The 19,096-nt window shown below is 37.8% G+C and carries 20 protein-coding genes; all 20 read left to right on the top strand.

The window, feature by feature from the left end; all coding sequences use genetic code 11:
• Nucleotides 1–16 precede the first annotated feature (16 nt).
• Entirely contained in the window at nt 17–2,296 is a 2,280-nt protein-coding gene (gene hypF, locus HMPREF1865_RS01780) for a carbamoyltransferase HypF (RefSeq protein WP_060918989.1), read from the top strand.
• A gap of 233 nt (nt 2,297–2,529) precedes the next feature.
• Entirely contained in the window at nt 2,530–2,781 is a 252-nt protein-coding gene (locus HMPREF1865_RS01775) for a HypC/HybG/HupF family hydrogenase formation chaperone (RefSeq protein WP_004693324.1), read from the top strand.
• Nucleotides 2,741–3,859 carry a hydrogenase formation protein HypD gene (gene hypD / locus HMPREF1865_RS01770; RefSeq protein WP_060918988.1) on the top strand — a complete coding sequence of 373 codons (1,119 nt, stop codon included), beginning with the start codon at nt 2,741–2,743 and terminating at the stop codon, nt 3,857–3,859. Before HMPREF1865_RS01775 ends, hypD begins: the two co-directional genes overlap by 41 nt.
• 1 nt (nt 3,860) lies before the next feature.
• Nucleotides 3,861–4,868: a hydrogenase expression/formation protein HypE gene (gene hypE, locus HMPREF1865_RS01765; protein WP_060918987.1), complete on the top strand. Its 1,008-nt coding sequence runs from the start codon at nt 3,861–3,863 to the stop codon at nt 4,866–4,868.
• Between the two features lie 261 nt (nt 4,869–5,129).
• Nucleotides 5,130–5,576, top strand: a complete 447-nt coding sequence (locus HMPREF1865_RS01760; protein WP_004693328.1) for a hypothetical protein — start codon at nt 5,130–5,132, stop codon at nt 5,574–5,576.
• A 108-nt stretch (nt 5,577–5,684) separates the two neighbouring features.
• Entirely contained in the window at nt 5,685–6,797 is a 1,113-nt protein-coding gene (locus tag HMPREF1865_RS01755; RefSeq protein ID WP_004693331.1) for a hypothetical protein, read from the top strand.
• A gap of 37 nt (nt 6,798–6,834) precedes the next feature.
• Complete coding sequence (locus HMPREF1865_RS01750; protein WP_060918986.1) at nt 6,835–8,388, top strand: LPS-assembly protein LptD; 1,554 nt, start codon at nt 6,835–6,837, stop codon at nt 8,386–8,388.
• Nucleotides 8,389–8,401: 13 nt separating this feature from the next.
• Nucleotides 8,402–9,265, top strand: coding sequence for a UTP--glucose-1-phosphate uridylyltransferase GalU (galU, locus tag HMPREF1865_RS01745; protein ID WP_060918985.1), 864 nt, complete (start codon nt 8,402–8,404; stop codon nt 9,263–9,265).
• A 173-nt stretch (nt 9,266–9,438) separates the two neighbouring features.
• Nucleotides 9,439–10,005, top strand: a complete 567-nt coding sequence (locus HMPREF1865_RS01740) for a hypothetical protein (protein ID WP_060918984.1) — start codon at nt 9,439–9,441, stop codon at nt 10,003–10,005.
• An 8-nt stretch (nt 10,006–10,013) separates the two neighbouring features.
• Nucleotides 10,014–10,526 carry a biotin transporter BioY gene (locus HMPREF1865_RS01735; RefSeq protein WP_004693338.1) on the top strand — a complete coding sequence of 171 codons (513 nt, stop codon included), beginning with the start codon at nt 10,014–10,016 and terminating at the stop codon, nt 10,524–10,526.
• Between the two features lie 62 nt (nt 10,527–10,588).
• Nucleotides 10,589–11,695, top strand: a complete 1,107-nt coding sequence (locus HMPREF1865_RS01730) for an acetyl-CoA C-acyltransferase (RefSeq protein ID WP_060918983.1) — start codon at nt 10,589–10,591, stop codon at nt 11,693–11,695.
• 1 nt (nt 11,696) lies between these two features.
• A complete protein-coding gene (locus HMPREF1865_RS09610; protein ID WP_230949590.1) occupies nt 11,697–12,146 on the top strand; it encodes an acyl-CoA synthetase family protein in 450 nt (149 codons plus the stop codon).
• Nucleotides 12,086–12,991, top strand: a complete 906-nt coding sequence (locus HMPREF1865_RS01725; protein ID WP_230949589.1) for an AMP-binding protein — start codon at nt 12,086–12,088, stop codon at nt 12,989–12,991. The genes HMPREF1865_RS09610 and HMPREF1865_RS01725 overlap by 61 nt, the downstream gene beginning before the upstream one ends.
• 27 nt (nt 12,992–13,018) lie before the next feature.
• Entirely contained in the window at nt 13,019–14,017 is a 999-nt protein-coding gene (locus HMPREF1865_RS01720) for a nucleoid-associated protein (RefSeq protein WP_024061215.1), read from the top strand.
• Nucleotides 14,018–14,098: 81 nt separating this feature from the next.
• On the top strand, nt 14,099–14,590 hold the full coding sequence (gene ybaK, locus HMPREF1865_RS01715; protein ID WP_058948419.1) for a Cys-tRNA(Pro) deacylase: 492 nt from the start codon (nt 14,099–14,101) through the stop codon (nt 14,588–14,590).
• 10 nt (nt 14,591–14,600) lie between these two features.
• Nucleotides 14,601–15,326 (top strand): ribonuclease H1 domain-containing protein, encoded by a 726-nt coding sequence (locus HMPREF1865_RS01710; RefSeq protein WP_008713648.1) that lies wholly within the window; start codon nt 14,601–14,603, stop codon nt 15,324–15,326.
• Between the two features lie 22 nt (nt 15,327–15,348).
• On the top strand, nt 15,349–16,272 hold the full coding sequence (locus tag HMPREF1865_RS01705) for an NAD-dependent epimerase/dehydratase family protein (protein ID WP_004693351.1): 924 nt from the start codon (nt 15,349–15,351) through the stop codon (nt 16,270–16,272).
• A 20-nt stretch (nt 16,273–16,292) separates the two neighbouring features.
• On the top strand, nt 16,293–16,571 hold the full coding sequence (locus HMPREF1865_RS01700; protein WP_058948421.1) for a DUF1294 domain-containing protein: 279 nt from the start codon (nt 16,293–16,295) through the stop codon (nt 16,569–16,571).
• 83 nt (nt 16,572–16,654) lie between these two features.
• Nucleotides 16,655–18,091: a glucose-6-phosphate isomerase gene (locus HMPREF1865_RS01695; protein WP_024061211.1), complete on the top strand. Its 1,437-nt coding sequence runs from the start codon at nt 16,655–16,657 to the stop codon at nt 18,089–18,091.
• A 9-nt stretch (nt 18,092–18,100) separates the two neighbouring features.
• Nucleotides 18,101–19,090, top strand: coding sequence for a UDP-glucose 4-epimerase GalE (galE, locus tag HMPREF1865_RS01690; protein WP_060918982.1), 990 nt, complete (start codon nt 18,101–18,103; stop codon nt 19,088–19,090).
• Nucleotides 19,091–19,096: the final 6 nt, after the last annotated feature.

Here is a 19,096-nt window from a genome sequence, read left to right as displayed (position 1 = left end):
TATAGTAGGAGTTTATATGAAACAAAATAGTAATCAAACTACAGAACGCTGGGGAATTCGCTATACCGGTATAGTTCAAGGGGTCGGATTCCGACCCCTTGTTTCTATGTTGGCCCATTCTCTAGGATTAACAGGTTTTGTATATAATGATAGTCAAGGCGTGTATGTTGAAGTTCAAGGTTTTCTAGGTGAATTGCAGTTATTTTTAGATGCTGTTCAAGAGGAGCAACCTCCTTTATGTCGTATTACTAGTCAAACTGTACAGCATCTTACACTTAATATGCATGAAAGTGATTTTGTTGTGCAGGCATCCCCTTTAGGTGAATCCGTGAGTACCTTTATTAGTGCTGATACTGCGCCTTGTAATGATTGCCTTAAAGAGTTACAACAAGATAAACGTAGAAAGGAATATCCTTTCATCAATTGTACAAATTGCGGACCAAGGTATACGATAATTAAATCTTTGCCCTATGATCGAGAACGGACGACGATGAATGAGTTCCCCATGTGTGAAGATTGTAAGGCTGAATATGAAGATATAGAGGGGCGTCGTTATAGAGCTGAACCAAATGCATGCTCTTATTGTGGGCCTCGTTATACTTTATACAAGCCAAATCGCACGGCTGTAGATATGGTAAATGTATGGAATACTACGCGGGAATTGATCAATGAAGGTAATATTATCGCTATAAAAGGTGTAGGAGGGTATCATCTTGTTTGCGATGCTAGAAATGATGCTGCTGTACAACGATTACGTAAGCGGAAGAATAGACCGCATAAACCATTAGCAATAATGGTGGGATCTCTAGATATGGCGATTGAGTTAGCACATATTAACGATGTAGAACTAGATGTATTAACGGGGATGGAACGTCCTATTGTGTTATTAGAAAGAAATCATAATAGTTCTGTTCGGTTAAGTCCTCACGTTGCACCTGACAATCATATGTTGGGTGTGATGTTGCCTTATTCACCGATGCATGAGGTGTTATTGCCCTCTGATGCAGCTTGGGTTATGACCAGTGGTAACAGAAGTGGTGATTCCGTATTATATAACGACGACCAAGCGTTTAATGAACTAGGTGAGGTAGCAGACTATTTCCTCGTTCATAATCGTGAAATCTATGCTCCTCTTGATGATTCTGTGGTGGTGGTCATCAATAATAAACCTCGATTTATTCGTCGCAGTCGTGGCTATGTACCTGAGCCAATTCATTGTGACGGTTTAGAACAAACTTCGATATTAGCTATGGGCAGTGATTTGAAAAATGCGTTTGCTGTGAATAAAGGTAGTGAAGTTCTTGTAGGACCCCATATTGGAGATTTAGAGAATGCATCTACTCATAAAACCTTAGAATGGACCATTGAACGATATAAAAATTTATTTTCTATACAACCAGAAAAGATTATTATAGATAGTCATCCCCAGTTTTTCTCTTCTCGGTTAGGTGAAAGAATAGGTGAAAGTCTCCATCTTTCTGTTGTACCTGTTCAGCATCATCATGCTCATATAGCCTCTGTTATGGCAGAACACAATTTAAGGGGGCTGGTACTAGGAATTGCTATGGATGGTACTGGCTATGGACCAGATGGGACTATATGGGGGGGAGAATTCCTCCTTTGTAAAGGCAATCAATATCAGAGATTGGCACATATTCATGCGGCTCCATTGCCTGGTGGAGAAAAGGCTGTTTCTGAACCTTGGCGACAAGCCTTATGGTATATTCGTAATTATTATGGCGATGATATCCCTTTTGTATATCAAGAATGGATGAAAGAACTTCCAAAGGGATGGGAAATTTTAGATAAAGCATTACAATCTACGATGCCCATGATTCAAGCTACAAGCTGTGGGCGATTATTTGATACTGTAGGTGCTTTATTAGGTCTTGGTATGGTGCATAGTTATGATGCACAAATTGCCATTTCCTTAGAAACTCTATGTGGTGATGAAAAAGGATCACTACTTGCTTACAATTATGACGGACATATTCTTGATTTTACACCTACAATTCAATCTATTATGGATGGCGTTGTTCGTGGTGAATGTCGAGCTCATTTAGCCGCTTCATTTCATAAAACAATGGCAATCGCACTATGCGAAACGGCTGCAGACTTGATGGAGCGATATAATATTAGTGATGTGGCTATGTCTGGTGGTGTATTTCAAAATCGTAAACTATTAGAATTTATATATAAGACGTGGCATATAGGTAATTTATATATGAATGAAGCGGTTCCCTCTAATGATGGTGGACTTGCTTTAGGACAACTGTGGTTAGGAAATCAATTATAAATTGTCATATAGCTCTTATTCTTAGATAAATTTATTTAGTAATGTCCTGAATATTGTTTAATCTATGTGAGTGCCATAGCTAGTTTAAGTTCTAGTTGTTTGTGCACACTATCACTAAATAATGAGTGTAACTGTGATACAATAATATTAATTTTATTCATATATTTCGGAGCTGTTTTATTGAAGTAAATGTATATAAAACTTGTTATAAATGATATAGATAAGGAGATAATATGTGCTTAGCTGTACCAGCGCAATTGATTGCTGTGAATGATGCTATTGGTACCGTTGAATTGACAGGTGCTACCCGTGACTGCAGCTTGCTCCTCGTACCAGATGCAAAGGTCGGGGACTGGTTGTTAGTTCATGCAGGTTTTGCTGTACAAATTGTTGATGAAGAAGAGGCTCAAAAAACATTAGAGGCCTTTAAGGAGTTAGAAGAACTTGAAGAAGCTTACTTTGCAGGAAAAGCAGCACACAGCTGATGCTTTGTTAAGGCGCATCAATGCGCTTCATAATCCCGGTGAAACTGTGCGGCTTATGGAGGTCTGTGGTACGCATACAGTATCGATTTTCCGAGAAGGTCTTCGTCAATTATTGCCAAGTGGCATAGAACTTGTTAGTGGACCAGGATGTCCAGTATGTGTAACTGATCAAACCTATATGGATAAGGCTTTAGTCTATGCAGAACGTGAGGATGTTATTATTGCTACTTTTGGGGATATGTTGAAGGTCCCTGGGAGTTATAGTAGCCTCAGCGAAGCTCAAACAAAGGGCGCTCACATCCATGTTATCTATACACCTTTAGAGGTGATAGAACTAAGCAAAAAATACCCAGAAAAGAAAATCGTATTTTTAGCTATTGGCTTTGAGACGACTATAGCCGTAATTTGTGCTACTGTAAAAGTCGTTCATGCTGCGGGATTAAAGAACGTATTCTTTCTTGTATCTCATAAGTTAGTACCACCAGCATTGCGTGCATTACTAGATAAACAAGAAGGACATATCGATGGATTTATTCTACCTGGTCATGTTAGCGTTATTATTGGGGAAGAACCATACCGATTTTTGCCCAAAGAATACGGTATCCCATCTTGTATCGCTGGCTTTGATGGCTTAGAAATATTGTCTGCCATAGCTAATATTTTAGAGCAACGTAAGTCTGGTAATATTGTGGTGGGCAATACGTATCATTCTGTAGTTATGCAGAAGGGAAATCCTGTAGCCCAAGCTATGATCGAGGAAGTGTATGAAGTATGCGATGATGTATGGCGCGGTATTGGTGTTATTCCTAACTCTGGTTTAGCATTAAAGGGTGAGTATGCAGCTTACGATGTAGAACTTCTCCTACCTATTAACTTAGATAAACCATCTCTTGATCCTAAAGGCTGTCAATGTGGACGTGTTTTGCAAGGCCTTATTAAACCGAGTGAATGTCCGTTATTTGGTAAAAGCTGTACCGCAGATCATCCGGTGGGTGCCTGTATGGTATCTGTAGAGGGTAGCTGTGCTGCATGGTATAAATATGGTTATTCTAGTGGTGGATCGACGTGGGAGGATTAATATGGAACGAGTTCGCTTAGTCCATGGTAATGGTGGACGATTTAGTCATGAGTTGACGGACCGTTTTATTTTGAAATATTTTACAAATGATTTATTGGCGCCCCTACACGATGGTGCCCAGTTTCCTGTTACAGCCGGGCGCATGGCCTTCTCTACAGATTCTTATGTGGTGCAACCTGCGTTCTTTTCTGGTGGTAATATTGGCAAGTTGGCTGTTTGTGGAACTGTGAATGATTTAGCCATGAATGGCGCGATACCTCAATATTTAAGTTGTGGTCTTATTTTAGAAGAAGGTTTGGCCTTTGAAGAGCTAGATGAAATTCTTCGCACTATGTCAGAAATGGCAAAAGCCGCAAATGTTCAAATTGTTACAGGTGATACAAAGGTCGTTAAAAAGGGCGAAGTAGATAAAATCTACATTAATACTGCTGGTATTGGCATGATTCCAGATGGAATAGATATTGGTCCACATCGTGTGAAAGCAGGGCTAGATATCATTTTGTCAGGTGCTATTGGAGATCACTCCATTGCCGTTATGGGGCAACGGTTTGGGTTAGATTTATCTGACTCCTTAACAACTGACTGTGCACCACTAAATAAGATGGTTCAAGCAGTATTAGATAAAGTAGGAACTCAAGTTGCTTTGTTGAGAGATCCCACTCGTGGTGGCCTAGGTACCGTTTTAAAAGAGATCGCTGATCAGAGTCAAGTAGGCATTAAAGTTGAAGAAACGGCCATACCTATTCATGAAGAAGTGCAGTCAGTATGTAATATATTGGGGTATGACCCTTTATATTTAGCGAATGAAGGGAAAGTAGTTCTTATCGTTGAACCATCTGTTACGGACGAAGTTCTCAAGATTCTTCATAGTTTTGAAGAGGGAAGCGAAGCAGTTTTAATTGGTAAAACTTTAGATAAAAATATTGGTAAGGTTGGTCTACAAACGGCTATTGGAGGTGTTCGTTTGATTGATTTATTAGGCGAAGATCAGGTTCCACGAATTTGTTAAATTTATAATTAATAAAAGTAATTAAACTATATCATTTTGTTAATCTTTTTATTTCAATTTTTGAGCTTTCTAGATGTAGCTCGTATTAGATATTGACACGATTTATCGTTGATGATAGCATTAAATTAAGTTGCGTAAAATTCATTAAGAATTCATCGAAAATCTATATTATGTTAGTATCTTTATGTGTAAGTTCTTATACTTTCACTAGAATCTATGTATAGAATTTGTTAAAATATAAGTATCTATAGGAGGCTTATTATGAAAAAGAAGATTATTACAGCTGTTCTAGGGATTTGTTTAACTACAACTGCATTTGGTGGCATCTTGACAACTCAAGCTGGTGGACTTAGCAGCATTCTTGGTGGTGCAGCTAAAATTGGTGGTATCGGCATTGTTGTTAACAAATTTGGTCCACAAATTGACTCTTTCCTAAATAAATTATTGAAACAAAATAACTTGAGTACTGAATATACAACTAAAGTAGTTCCTATTATCAGTATTGGTACAAAAGGTTATATCGGTGCTGCTCAAGTTACTGGGCCTGCTTCTAGCATTGAAGAAGTTAAAGCTGTTGCTCAAGTAGAAGGTAGCTTTAATGGTATGGTTCGTGTAAAAGGCTTAGTTCCTGTTGATAGCACAAACCCAGTTGGTGCATCTCGTGTTCAAGGCGTAGGTGTATCTGCGATTATTGATTTGAAAATTTAATGGCCACTGAGCATATAAATTGATAGACTCAGGGAATAAGCACGGTCTTAGGCCCGTGCTTATTCTGTTGTATAACAGTTATACATTAGATACATTGTGGAGGAATTTATGAAGAAACAAGTACTTACACTTTTAATGGCATCCCTAATTTCAGGCACTGCATTTGCCGCTCCTGGTACAGTAACTGAAAAAACAAATGTTTTAGAAACTACTGTATATGGAACTGTACAAGATGGTGCTGTTGTGGACCGCATTAATCAACTTGATGAAACCGTGTATGGTACTGGTTTCAATGGTAATTCCGCAACATTGAGCAAACGTGTTGACTCCCTCTACAATTCTGTAGAAGGCAGTGGTACTAATATTTCTTTGCGCGAAGAAATGGATGCATTGGAATATACATATCAAAATAGCATTAACGCAGGATCTCTTGTAGACCGTGTAGAAAAGATGGAACGTAGCGTTAATGGTCGCATTGGTAGTGGTTCCTTACAAAAACGTATTATTTCTTTGAAGACAAAGGTATATGGTAGCAATGTGTCTCTTACTAACCAAGTAGGCACATTGTCTGGTAACCAAGTGTTCAAAGTGACTTTAAATGAAGCGGTTTCTTCTAAAACTAGTCGTGAAGGTGATACTGTATCCTTTACTGTTGCAGAAAATGTAATGGATGGCAATGTCTTATTAGTACCTGCGGGCACTGTAGGTTCCGGAACAATTACTTCTTTGAAAAAGGCTCGTTCCTTTGGTCGTAATGGTGCGTTAGATATTACATTTGATACAATCCCAGCTATTGATGGTACAGAATTTACTGCTGTACAAGGTAAAGAGGCTAAGGATAAAACTCGTAGTGAAGTTAAAGCAGCAGGTGCATCTGTGGCGGGCGCAGTTCTACTCGGTCCTGTTGGGCTTGTAGGGGGCGCTTTCATCAAAGGTAAAAATATTGAGTACCCAGCTGGTGCTACTGTATATGTACAACCTCAAGATTCCGTAACAATTCAAGGTCTTGTTATTGGTGGTGATGGTTTAGCTCATAGTGATGATGAATTAGCTGATGCTGTAACTGTACCTAATACAACAGGTGAATCTGAAGAATATGTAGAAAATAATGATACTGATGAAAATGCAGCTGTAGCTGAAGATGCTACAGCAGTTGAGGAGCCAGAAGAACCTGTAGAAAATGTTTCTCAACCTATCGTTGTTGTAAAGCGTAATCAATAATTAACAAATTCTTAAAGTAATAGGAGTTCTAGTAACCATGAGGAAACGTAAAGTACAATGGCTGGCAGCGGCATGTGTTGTTTGTTTAGCACAACCTGTATGGGCCGCTACTGAGTCAACTATTGTATATCAAGATACATTGGATAGCGTAGGTCAATCCTATGCAGGAGAAATTTCTAAAGCATCTACACCTGAATATAGTAATATCCGTGTTGTACGTCGTGGTGAAAAAGCGAAATCTGCTACTCCTGCTGAACAGTTGCCTACACGTATCGATGCTAACAAAATGTCTTATACTGGCTCTACAGGTGATGTATATGCTCAAGGCGATGTTGTGGTGTCTCAAGGTAATCAAACTTTGATGGCTCCACGTATTGAAGGTAATACTAAAACTACAGAGTATCGTACTGTTGGGGGCTATCGCTATTTGGAAGATGGCGGTAAAACAAAAGATATTACAGGTCAAAATATGACGTATCGCACTAGCGATCGTCACTTTGAGGCGGACCAAGCCATGGGATGGAGCGATCCCTATTATGTAAAAGGCAATAACGCTACTTTTGATGGACAAATAGGCCATATGGAAAAGGGCATGGTAACTACAAAACATGCAATGGCTTTTGTTCATACTCCAGATTATCGTGTGGAGGGTCAAGATATTCAGGTGTATCCTGGTGATAAAGTCGTTATTAAAAAACCATCCTTTTATATTAAAAACTTTAAAGTATTATCCTTGCCATCTTATACGACTTCATTGCGTCATGACAAAGAAGGCAAATTTAGTATTTTTTCCTTAATACCAAAACCTACGTATAGTAACGATGATGGTATTGGCTTACATGGTAGTACAGAATATCCTATCGGTAAAAACGGTGAAGCTTATATTGACTATCGTTGGTATTCTAAATCTGGTTTTAAACCTCAGGTGGGATATCGTCATTATTTACCTTGGGGGACTGCTTCTGTTGGGTATAGCAAGGAGTCTAATGAATATAATGATGAAACAGTATGGGTAGAAAAAATAGGTGAAGCTCGTTTGGATACTCATACATATCATGTAGGGGATTCTCCAATTACTGTACGTGGTGGTATTAATGCTGGTTATTGGAAAGAGGGTTCTGTAAAAGGTTCTCATAAAGAATATTATGCAGAAGTTTCTCATGATCCTATTAAGCTTGGCAAAAATGCTGATTTGCGCTTCTTAGGTGGTTACCAACGTGACTACTATGGCTATGATGGTAGTATCCGTAGCATGCCTTATTGGGGGGCTAGATTCCAATCTAAAGTTGGTGATCGTGCTAATGTATGGGTTAGCTATAATCAACGAAATATTACCTACAATAATTCACCTTATCGTTTTGATACGACAGAGCTTCCAAAAGAGCTTATTTATGGTGGTACTTATAAATTGACTCGCCTTGATGATATTTCTGTAAGTGTTAAGAATAACATGATGAGTGGGGATATTGATTCTGTCTATTATACATGGCATCGTGATTTACACTCCTTCGATATGTACTTAACATATAAAGATGGACATAAAAATAAAAATGATCAATGGAAAATTAAATTTGTAGGTAAAGACTTTTAGTTAGGAGAATACTATGCAACGCATTAGAAAAGCTGTAATTCCAGCAGCTGGTTTTGGTACACGTTTTTTACCAGCTACCAAGGCACAACCAAAAGAAATGCTTCCTATTGTCGATACACCTGCTATCCAATACATTGTAAAAGAAGCTTTAGATTCTGGGATTGAAGAAATTCTAATTATTACAGGTCGTAATAAACGTGCTATTGAGGACCATTTTGATAGTAGTGTTGAATTAGAATTGTTATTACAAAGTCAAGGTAAAAATAAACCATTGGCTATGATCAAGGATTTGGCGGACATTAAAGTTCACTTTATTCGTCAAAAAGCACCTCGTGGACTTGGTGATGCTGTATTGTGTGCAAAAGCATTTATTGGTGATGAGCCATTTGCAGTATTACTTGGTGATGATATTGTTTACAATCCAGAAAATCCATGCTTAAAACAGTTGATTGATTGCTATAATGAGCATCCTGGTATTATTTTAGGCGCTCAATTTGTACCAGAAGATAAAGTTAGTTCTTATGGTATTGTATCTGGTGAAGCATTGGCTGATAATTTATATCGCGTTGATAACTTGGTGGAAAAACCTAAGAAAGAGGATGCTCCATCTCAACTCGCTGTATTAGGTCGTTATATTTTAACACCAGATATTTTTAATATCTTAGAAGCTACTAAGCCTGGTGTAGGTAATGAAGTTCAATTAACTGATGCATTGGCAGCCTCTAAAACGGATACGTATGCATTAGCATATGAAGGTATTCGCTACGATACAGGGGATAAATTGGGCTATTTAAAAGCCACTGTTGAGTATGCATTGCGCAACGAAGAATTGGGTGAAAGCTTTAAAGCTTACCTAAAGGAATTGGATCTAAAATAGATAATCTATGAGACTTCCACGTGAAGGGCCTATGATTTGTGTCATAGGCTCTTTTTGTTTATAGTTTCAAACTCATTTGATATTTGTTAACATATGAATAATGCCTTTTGTTGACGAATGAAATAATGTTGATTATAATCAAGATATTGAATAAATAAAAGGACTGTGATTATATGAGAACATTATTTAAAGCATTATGTAATAATGATTTGAACCTACCGGGACATAGCGTTATTAAACATATGCATTATGATTCCTCAGGTAGTGATAGAACCGTATGTGAAATTGTATCGAAAGTAGCAAAAACTACCACAATTGGTATTATGGATACGTCTGGCTTCTTAATGGTCGATTTACGACCAGTGTCAAAACAATTTAACATTCGTTCTACTATAAACCAACAGGGAGCAGATGGTGCTATATCTTTCTCTAAGAAAGAGGTCATACGATTTGTAAATGATATTAATGATACGAATCCTATCCATCGTGAGAATCCTTATGTTGTTCCTGGCTGCATGATTTTAGAAACGATGTGGGATTTTTGGAATATTAGTAAATCTGCTTTGCAAATGGCGATTTATTTTCATGCACCAGTTATTGCAGATGACAAGGTAACTTTGGTGGAATATCCTGAAGATGCTCATGTAGAAGGTTACATTGGTGATACATTGGCATTTTCGGCTACGTTTTTCGGTGAAAATGAAGATTCATCATCTTTGAAACAAAGATGTATTAGTTAGAGGTAATTATGGAAACAAGACGTTTAACAAAAATGGCTTTATTAACAGCCTTATTATGTATTTCAGCATATATTTCTTTCCCATTGCCATTTAGTCCCGCTATGGTAACGGCTTTGACTTTGGTAGCCACATTAATCGGCTTATTGTTACAGCCTAAGGATGCACTTATCGTATTTATCATTTATATTTTGCTTGGTGCAGTTGGGTTACCAGTATTTGTTGGCGGTACGGCTGGTCTTGGCAAATTGTTGGGACCAACAGGTGGCTTTATTTTTTCTTGGCCAGTTGCATATACATTACTAAGTATATTTAAAGGTTCTAAAAAAAGCTTTTTCTCTTATGCCTGGCGATCTCTTGTGATTACCATTCCTGTAGTGTACCTCTTTGGTGTAGCAGGTTTTATGATTGTTACAAAAACAGAACTTTGGGCGGCCTTGCCTGTAGTCATGTTCCCATTTATTCCTGGAGATATCGTAAAATGTCTGGTTGCTTCTTGGTTAGCAACTAAAGTTAAAATTTAGAATACAATTAAAGTGGCATTCTGCGGGATGCCTCTTTTTTGCTTTTAATAGAAGGAGTATATATGTCAGTATATATTCATGGTGGGCTTAGAAGTCCTATCGGCGTTTTAAATGGACAATATAAACATATGAGACCCGAGATTTTGGGCTCTCAAGTAATTGATGAAATAATTAATCGTTATACTATTTCACATATAGATGGAATCTTCTGTGGTAATGCAGTTGGTACTGGTGGTAACCTTGGCCGTCTCATGGGTCTTATGTGTAATTTACCAAATTCTGTGCCTGCTATCACCGTTGATATGCAATGTGCCTCAGCTTTGATGAGTATTGAGATAGCATATGCACATATTGTGTCTGGTATTATGGATTCTGCTATTGCAGGCGGTATTGAAAGTTCGTCGTTACAGCCAGAGCGGGTGTATGCATCTGGGGATGACCGAGAAGGTGCCTATAAGGTAGCTCAATTTACGCCCCAAGATCAATCGCATTTAGCCATGCTCGAAGGGGCCGAGCGGACTATTCATAAACACAATGTAACAAAGGAAGATTTATATCCACATATTATTGGCAGTCATCAAAGAGCATCAGCTGCTTTAGATAACCCATATTTACAGTCATATATTATACCTATTACTATAGATGGTAAAAGATGTATAGATGAATGTATTCGACCTACGATGAACGAGAAACTCTTGTCTAGGATGAAACCTTTGTTGGGAGCTGACTCTATTACAAATGCAGGCAATGCGTGTTTAACTCATGATGGAGCGGCCTTTGTATATTTATCTAATAAAAAAGGTCCTTTTAAAATTCATAGCGTTAAACCTTGGGCAGGAAATCCTCAGTTTAGTCCGGAGGGCGCTCTTGAAAGTACAGAAGGCATTTTAAAACGTACAGGTTTAACTATGGATGATATTGATGTGGTGGAATGGAATGAAGCTTTTGCCATCATTGATGTTCTTTTTAACAAGGCGTACCCTAATCACATTAAAAAATATAACATGCTTGGAGGTGCCTTAGCTTATGGACATCCCTATGGATGTTCTGGTGCCATATTAGTGCTTCACTGTATGGCTGCTTTAGAATCTTGTGGTGGTCGCTATGGTTTATGTGCTATTGCTGGTGCAGGGGGCACAGGTACGGCTTTAATTATGGAACGCATGTAATATGACAATTATTGAACGCTTACAACAGTATAAAGATTTAGAGCCCCATAAAATGGCTTTAATCGTAGATGACATACAATATACATATGGTGAACTATATGATGCTATTCTATCGGTCGGTATTAATAATACAAGTCGCATTGTAAATCTTACTCAGTCTAAAAAGACATTAAATACTAAGATTCTTTTAATTCAGGAACTGTCGTTTGTTGAACAACTTACACAGTGGCTTGGGGCATTACATAAAGGTAATATTCCTATGGTATGTCACAATGAGATGGATACGGCTTATGTAGATGAGCTAGCTCGTGTTATAGCCTATGAAGGTGTACCGCCATTAGCTGATTTTGGGGTACTTACATCGGGGACTACGGGACAACCAAAACCTTTGTGGAGACGAGAAATATCTTGGCGCGATTTTTTGATATTCAAAATGATATTTTTCATATAAACAAAGATACTAAAATCTTTTTACAGGGAAGCTTTAGTTTCACAGGTGTTAGCAATATGGTCATTGCCTCTTTATGGGCTGGAGGGACTGTTGTTACAACGAGTTCCTTGCGTCCTAGTAGATGGATGCAGCTTATAGAGGAATACAATGTAGACCATATATATGCATTACCAACGAAACTACGATTATTGGTTCGACATTGTAAAAGTAAATTATCATCCATTAAATACATCATTGCAGGATCTCAAGTTCTGGATCGACAATTAATGGAACAGTTACAACATATATGCCCTGATATGGAGTTTATCTTGGACTATGGTGCATCAGAGCTTAACTATATAACGTATTGCACTGGTAAAGAATGGTTAGCGCGAGAAGGTACGGTAGGGAGACCATTTCCAACCGTGAAAATCGCAGAGAATGATAATGTCATTTATGTGACAACAAATTATCGTATTGAAGGGATTCCCAATACGTATACTGTAAATGATTGTGGATACATTGATAGTGACGGGTATCTTATGTTTAATGGGAGAGCAGGTGACGTAATCAATAAAGGGGGATATAAAATTTCTATCCCAGAGATGGAATTGTATTTACAATCCTTACAAGGGGTTTCCGAGGTTGCTATTATCGATATTGCTGATGAGATACGAGGGGAAGACTATGTAGTTTATATGGTGCTAGATGGTGAGGTTAGATTGAGTGAAGTTATAGAACTTATTCATAATAAAAGACCTCCTGTAGAGTGGCCAAAAGCTATAATAGAAGTTCCTATGTTACCCCTTACGGAATGCTCAAAAGTAGATAAACGAAAGCTAAAAGAGTGGTATAATAAAAGGTAAACATTTTTTGTACTACAAGGAGGCATCATGCAGATTAATAAGGCGGCGCTAGAGATTTTCGACTTTACATCCTCGTTAGCTGTATATTCTGAACATGAATTAAAGGTTGGGGATCAAGCTATACAAGATTATATAGCAAATCATGTAGTTAAGGCTTTTAAAGATCCAGGGGCTAGAACCGGAACCTTACATGATGCGAGCCCTGTGGGCAAACAATTATTAGATTATAAAAATGGAGAGCTTAAGTTTATTGATTTATGTAAGAATTTAGGTGAAAGCTTATTTTCATACATGAAACAAGCTACTGATTCTGTTGTTATTGATACAATTATCTGTGAAGCCGTTACGGATACGCCTTATGTTTGTATTCTTTTGTGTCAAGCTCATGATGCTTTTACCCATCAATTATTCAGTGAAGATGATGGTACATTGGCTACAGAACTCGTTTCTCATAAGGCTGTGTTGCCGATGCCGTCACAGAAGTTACGTGCCTTTGCATCCATTAATTTGCATGATTTTAGCGTTCGAATTTTTGAACCTAAAGGGGAATTTGATGGTGAGGTATCCTATATCCTAGCAGATAAGGTTTTGCAATTAGGGACTAATCAATCCTCGCGAGATACGGTGAGAAAGGTAAAGACTATCGTAGATAAGGTGGCTCAAGCTCATGAGTCTGATGGCGTTGTTGAGTTGACAACCGCTAAATCTATGATTGCTAAAAATGCAGAAGTATCAGATACCGTTGATCCTGTTCGTATTGTAGAAGAGGTATTTAAAGCGAATCCTATTCAACAAGAGGCGGCAAAAAAAGAATTAGCTGATGCGGATATGCTGCGTCCTTTGCCAGTCAATCGTGAGTTTGCCACGAAGGTTGGAGAGCATCATAAGATTAAAACAGATACAGGTATTGAGATTTCATTTCCTGTAGAATATATGAAAAATCGTGAGTTTATTGAGATAAAAACTAATGATGATGGTACCTTGCGTATTGAATTAAAAAATATTAATAAAATCGTAAATAAATAGTAATGAAAAATTATATTTGTCTATAGAAATATATTATGTAATGATTAAATTTATTTGCTATGCTAGTATATGGAGGTTATGATGAGTAAAGAGAAACATAAAAAAACAAACGCATTACGTATTTTAGATACTCATAAGATACTTTATAGTATTAGCGAATATGAGTGGTCTGAAGAGCGTGCTGCTGGCCTTCATGTAGTAGAAGCATTAAAACTCGATGAGAAACAAGTCTTTAAAACATTAGTTGGCAAAGGTGACAAAACTGGATATGTAGTATTCTGTATTCCTGTGGCTGAAGAGTTAGATATGAAACAGGCAGCACGTGTTAGTCATAATAAGTCTGTAGAGCTTGTTCATGTTAAGGATTTGTTAGGTATTACAGGTTATTTGCGCGGTGGATGTTCTCCAGTAGGCATGAAAAAAGCATTTCCTACCTATTTTGATGCTACTATGGAACCCCAAAAGTTTGTATATGTAAGCGCAGGTTTACGCGGTATGCAAATGAAGGTAAATCCAAAGGATTTGGCATCTGTTGTAAATGCTGAATTTGTTGAACTGACAATGGACCATTAAGGGGGGGCGTATGGCAAAAAAGTTTTATGCTGTTCGTCAGGGTCGTGTACCAGGAGTTTACACTACATGGTCTGACTGTGAAAAACAAGTAAAGGGCTATGGTGGTGCTATCTACAAATCATTTTCGACAGAAGCCGAAGCACGTGCTTTTGTAGAGGATTCAGGTTTGTCTTTAAGTGATTTTATGAGCGCTAAAAAGAGTGAACTTAAATCGCCACAAGAAGTGAAGTTTAAATCTAAAAATTCTAGGCCTATAGTTTCTAGTTCTAGTATTCAAAGTAAAGTATCAGCAAATGTTGTGAAACCAGATTTTACTACTCCAAACTATATGGTTGCGTATATCGATGGTAGTTATAATAAAGAGACCAATACTGTTGGGGCAGGTGGGGTTATCTTTTTGAATGGCAAGAGGAAAACTTTTTCTTTTTCCTCTACTGATAAACGATATACATCGTTTTGGAATGTAGCTGGCGAGTTGTTGGCTGCTATGCATGTTATGAAATACGCCGTTGATAATGGGATTTCTGAATGTTCACTTTACTATGATTATATGGGCATAGAAATGTGGGCTACTAAGGGATGGAAACGTAATAATGAGCTAACCCAAGAGTACTCAGCATTTTATGATTCTATAAAAAATCGTGTGCGAGTTTACTTTCACAAGGTGGCTGCTCATACGGGCGATACATATAATGAAATGGCTGATGCACTAGCAAAACAAGGTGCAGGTATTTAAAGATGTTAGAAGGGAGGGCGCTATGAATATATGTGTTACTGGTGGGGCCGGATTTATTGGTTCCCATTTAGTTGATAGATTAATTGAATTAGGTCATGATGTACTCGTTATAGATAATTTATCTACAGGTATGCGCTCCTTTGTACATGAAGATGCTCAATTTATTGAGATGGATGTACGAGATCCAAAATTACTATCTGTATTTGAAGAGTTTAAGCCGTCTATTGTTTTCCATGAAGCGGCGCAAACAATGGTACAATCCTCCATGGAGAACCCAAGTTATGACTGTGATGTAAATCTAATAGGGCTTATTAATGTTCTCGATGCTTGTCGTAAAGTGAATGTTGAACAATTTTTAATGCCTTCATCAGCTGCTGTATATGGCGACTTGGCAGTATTGCCATTGACTGAAGACTTGAGTGGTATGCCTTCGTCTTTTTACGGCTTAACAAAGCTTACTGCAGAAGGCTACTTGCGAATTTATCATGAAGCTTTTGGATTAAATACAGTATGCTTTAGATATGCTAATGTATATGGACCACGTCAAGGTGATGGTGGTGAAGGTGGTGTTATCAGTATTTTCAACCGCTTGATTGTCGAAGGGCAACCATTAACTGTATTTGGTGATGGTGAGCAAACTAGAGATTTCATTTATGTAGATGATGTGGTAGATGCTAACATTAAGGCTATGGGGAATGGTCAATGCACAGGTATTTATAATATATCTACCAATAAGGGAACATCTGTGAATGAGTTGATTACGCGATTCCGGACTATTAGCGGGACAGATTTTATGGTTTATTATGAAGATGAGCGTATAGGAGATATTAAACATTCGCGCTTAAGTAATGTGAAAGCTGAACGTGATTTTGGCTTTACTGCTACTACAACATTAGAGGACGGCTTACAAAAGACATTAGAATACTTTAAAGCTCATCATAAGTAAGGGGTATAAGGTTTGGGGATATGAGTGATACGCAATTTTGGGTGACCGTAGGTATATGGAATTTTATCGTATTTAGCCTGTATGGATATGATAAATTATGTGCCATTAATGGATATGATCGGATTTCAGAGTTCACATTACTATTTTTAGCGTTTGCCTTTGGTGGTGTTGGTGCTTTATTAGGTATGGTCCTATGGCGTCATAAGACATTAAAAATTAAATTTAAATTAGCCATCCCTTTTGCATTACTTTGGTCTGTATATGCAGTCGGATTCGGTTATGGCTTGTGGGTAAAATGATTGTATAAACTAATATTTTATTCATTCTTTTATGGTATAATAAAAGAATATTGTACATAAAATGTCAGTGAAGGAGATATTTGATGTTGCGATTACAATCAGGTTTTGAGTTAGATTATGCTAATATATATAATGAAAGTTGCATACAAGAACGCGATGTGAATAATTTTGAACGAGCTATACAAAATGTATGGCGTCATACAAATATTTTGCGTTCTACAGGCTTCGAAGAAGGTCATGTTTCTAAAGATGGTTTACCTGAACCTGTGTTGTTTTACCAACTTCCATATATTTCAGAAGATGGTATCAATACACCAGATATGTTAGAGCGGCTCTACGAATTACGTGACTATGCACGCCATAATATTGATACGGTTGTATCTCTAGGTATTGGGGGCTCCTATTTGGGAAGCAAAGTTATTTTTGATGTGCAATGTGGAGCATTTTGGAATAACTACAGTGCAGAGGAACGCGACGGCTATCCTAGAATGTACTTTGCAGGCTTTAATGTGGATGGTGATTACTTAGTAGGGCTAATTCGTACGTTAGAGTGTCAAGCTCAGAAAAAAGGTCCTGATTATAAGGTGATGCTCGTTATTAATTCTAAGTCTGGATCTACCATTGAACCTATGGCTAACTTCATGATTTTGGAGAAGGCTTTACAAGATCGTAATATTAACTACGAAGTGATAGCTGTTACAGATGTATCTGATGATGAACATCCTACGATTTTACGATCTATGGCGATAGAAAATAATTGGAAGACCTATAGTATTCCTTATGGCGTAGGTGGTCGTTTCTCTGTATTTACAGAAGTTGGTTTTGTAACGGCCGCTCTTGTAGGATTTGATATTGAAGGATTTTTAGCTGGTGCTGCATCTATGGATGTAGCATGTCAAGAAGAAGACATTTTTAAAAATCCAGGCCTTTTAAGTGCATTATTGAAATATATTGCATCTGAACGATATGGTCGTATTATAGAGGTGTTTATGCCTTATAGTGAAGCACTCCACTCATTATCTGATTGGTATGTACAGCTCCTATCCGAATCTCTTGGAAAAATGAGTAATACTTGTCTACCATATGGCCGTACGCCAGTAGCTGCAGTAGGTACTATGGATATGCATGCTCAAGTTCAAGAGCATCAAGAGGGGCGCCTAAATAAGGTAGTTCAATTTATTAAGGTTAAGGACTGGAAACATAATCTCATTGTTCCAGATTCTTATAGTCAATATGAACGTTTACACTCTCTATCTGATGTAGGCATTTGTGATATTTTAAACATTGCTTTAGATGCTAATAGAGAAGCCTTGTCTAGTGACAATCGTTTTAACATGACTATAACTGTACCAACATTAAACGCATTCCATTTAGGGGAAATTATGTTTATGCATTGTTGGGCCGTTTATTTTGAGTCCATTTTTGCGGGCGTTGATGCTTTTGATCAACCAGGGGTAGAGGTTTATAAGCGTCTCATTGGGCCCAAATTGGCTCGAGCAAAGGATGTACATAATTCATGAGGGGGAACTATGAATATTTTAGTAACAGGTGGTGCTGGTTATATTGGGAGTCATACTGTACGTGCTTTACAACAAGCAGGATATACACCAATCATTGTAGATAATTTATCTCGAGGGCATGTAGAATCTATTCCTGAAGGGGTAAAGTTCTACAATATGGATATTGCAGATCCTAAACTAGTAGGCATTATGAAAGAACATAACATCCTAGGTGTAATGCATTTTGCTGCTCACTCACAAGTTGGTGAATCCATGCAAAATCCAGCTATTTATTATGAAAATAATGTAGTTGGTTCCTATCACCTTATTGAGTCTGGTCGTACCGCAGGTATAAAGCATTTTGTATTTTCTAGTACGGCTGCTGTGTATGGTGAGCCAAAGGTAGTGCCTATTCGTGAGGATGCTCAACTGCAACCAACAAATGTATATGGTCGCACTAAATTGATGATAGAAGAAATGTTGTCTGATTATAGTTCTATCTATGGTTCTACATATGTTGCGTTGCGTTATTTCAATGCGGCCGGTGCAGATCCGTCTGGTATGATTGGAGAAGACCATCATCCTGAAACTCATTTGATTCCACTTGTGTTAGATGCGGCTCGCGGTAAAAGAGAGCATATAACTGTATTTGGTACTGATTATGATACGGCTGATGGCACATGTGTACGCGACTATATTCATGTCAATGATTTAGCAACTGCTCACGTATTAGCTATGGACTACTTACGTAAAGGCGGAGAATCTCAAGTATTTAATCTTGGTAGTGGCAATGGATTCTCTGTAAAGGAAATCATCGAGACTGCAAAAGAGGTTACAGGTATCGATATTCCTGTTCAATATGGTGATCGCCGTGCTGGTGATCCAGGAACATTAATTGCGTCCTCTGAAAAAATTAAAAATTTACTTGGTTGGGATCCTAAATTTAGTAATGTTGCTGATGTTATCAAAGATGCATGGCATTGGCATACATCTCATCCAGATGGGTTTAATAGTAAATAAAGAACA

The sequence above is a fragment of the Veillonella parvula genome (assembly GCF_001553335.1).
Classification (GTDB): Bacteria; Bacillota; Negativicutes; order Veillonellales; family Veillonellaceae; genus Veillonella; species Veillonella parvula_S.
This window is presented reverse-complemented; position numbering and strand designations above follow the sequence as displayed.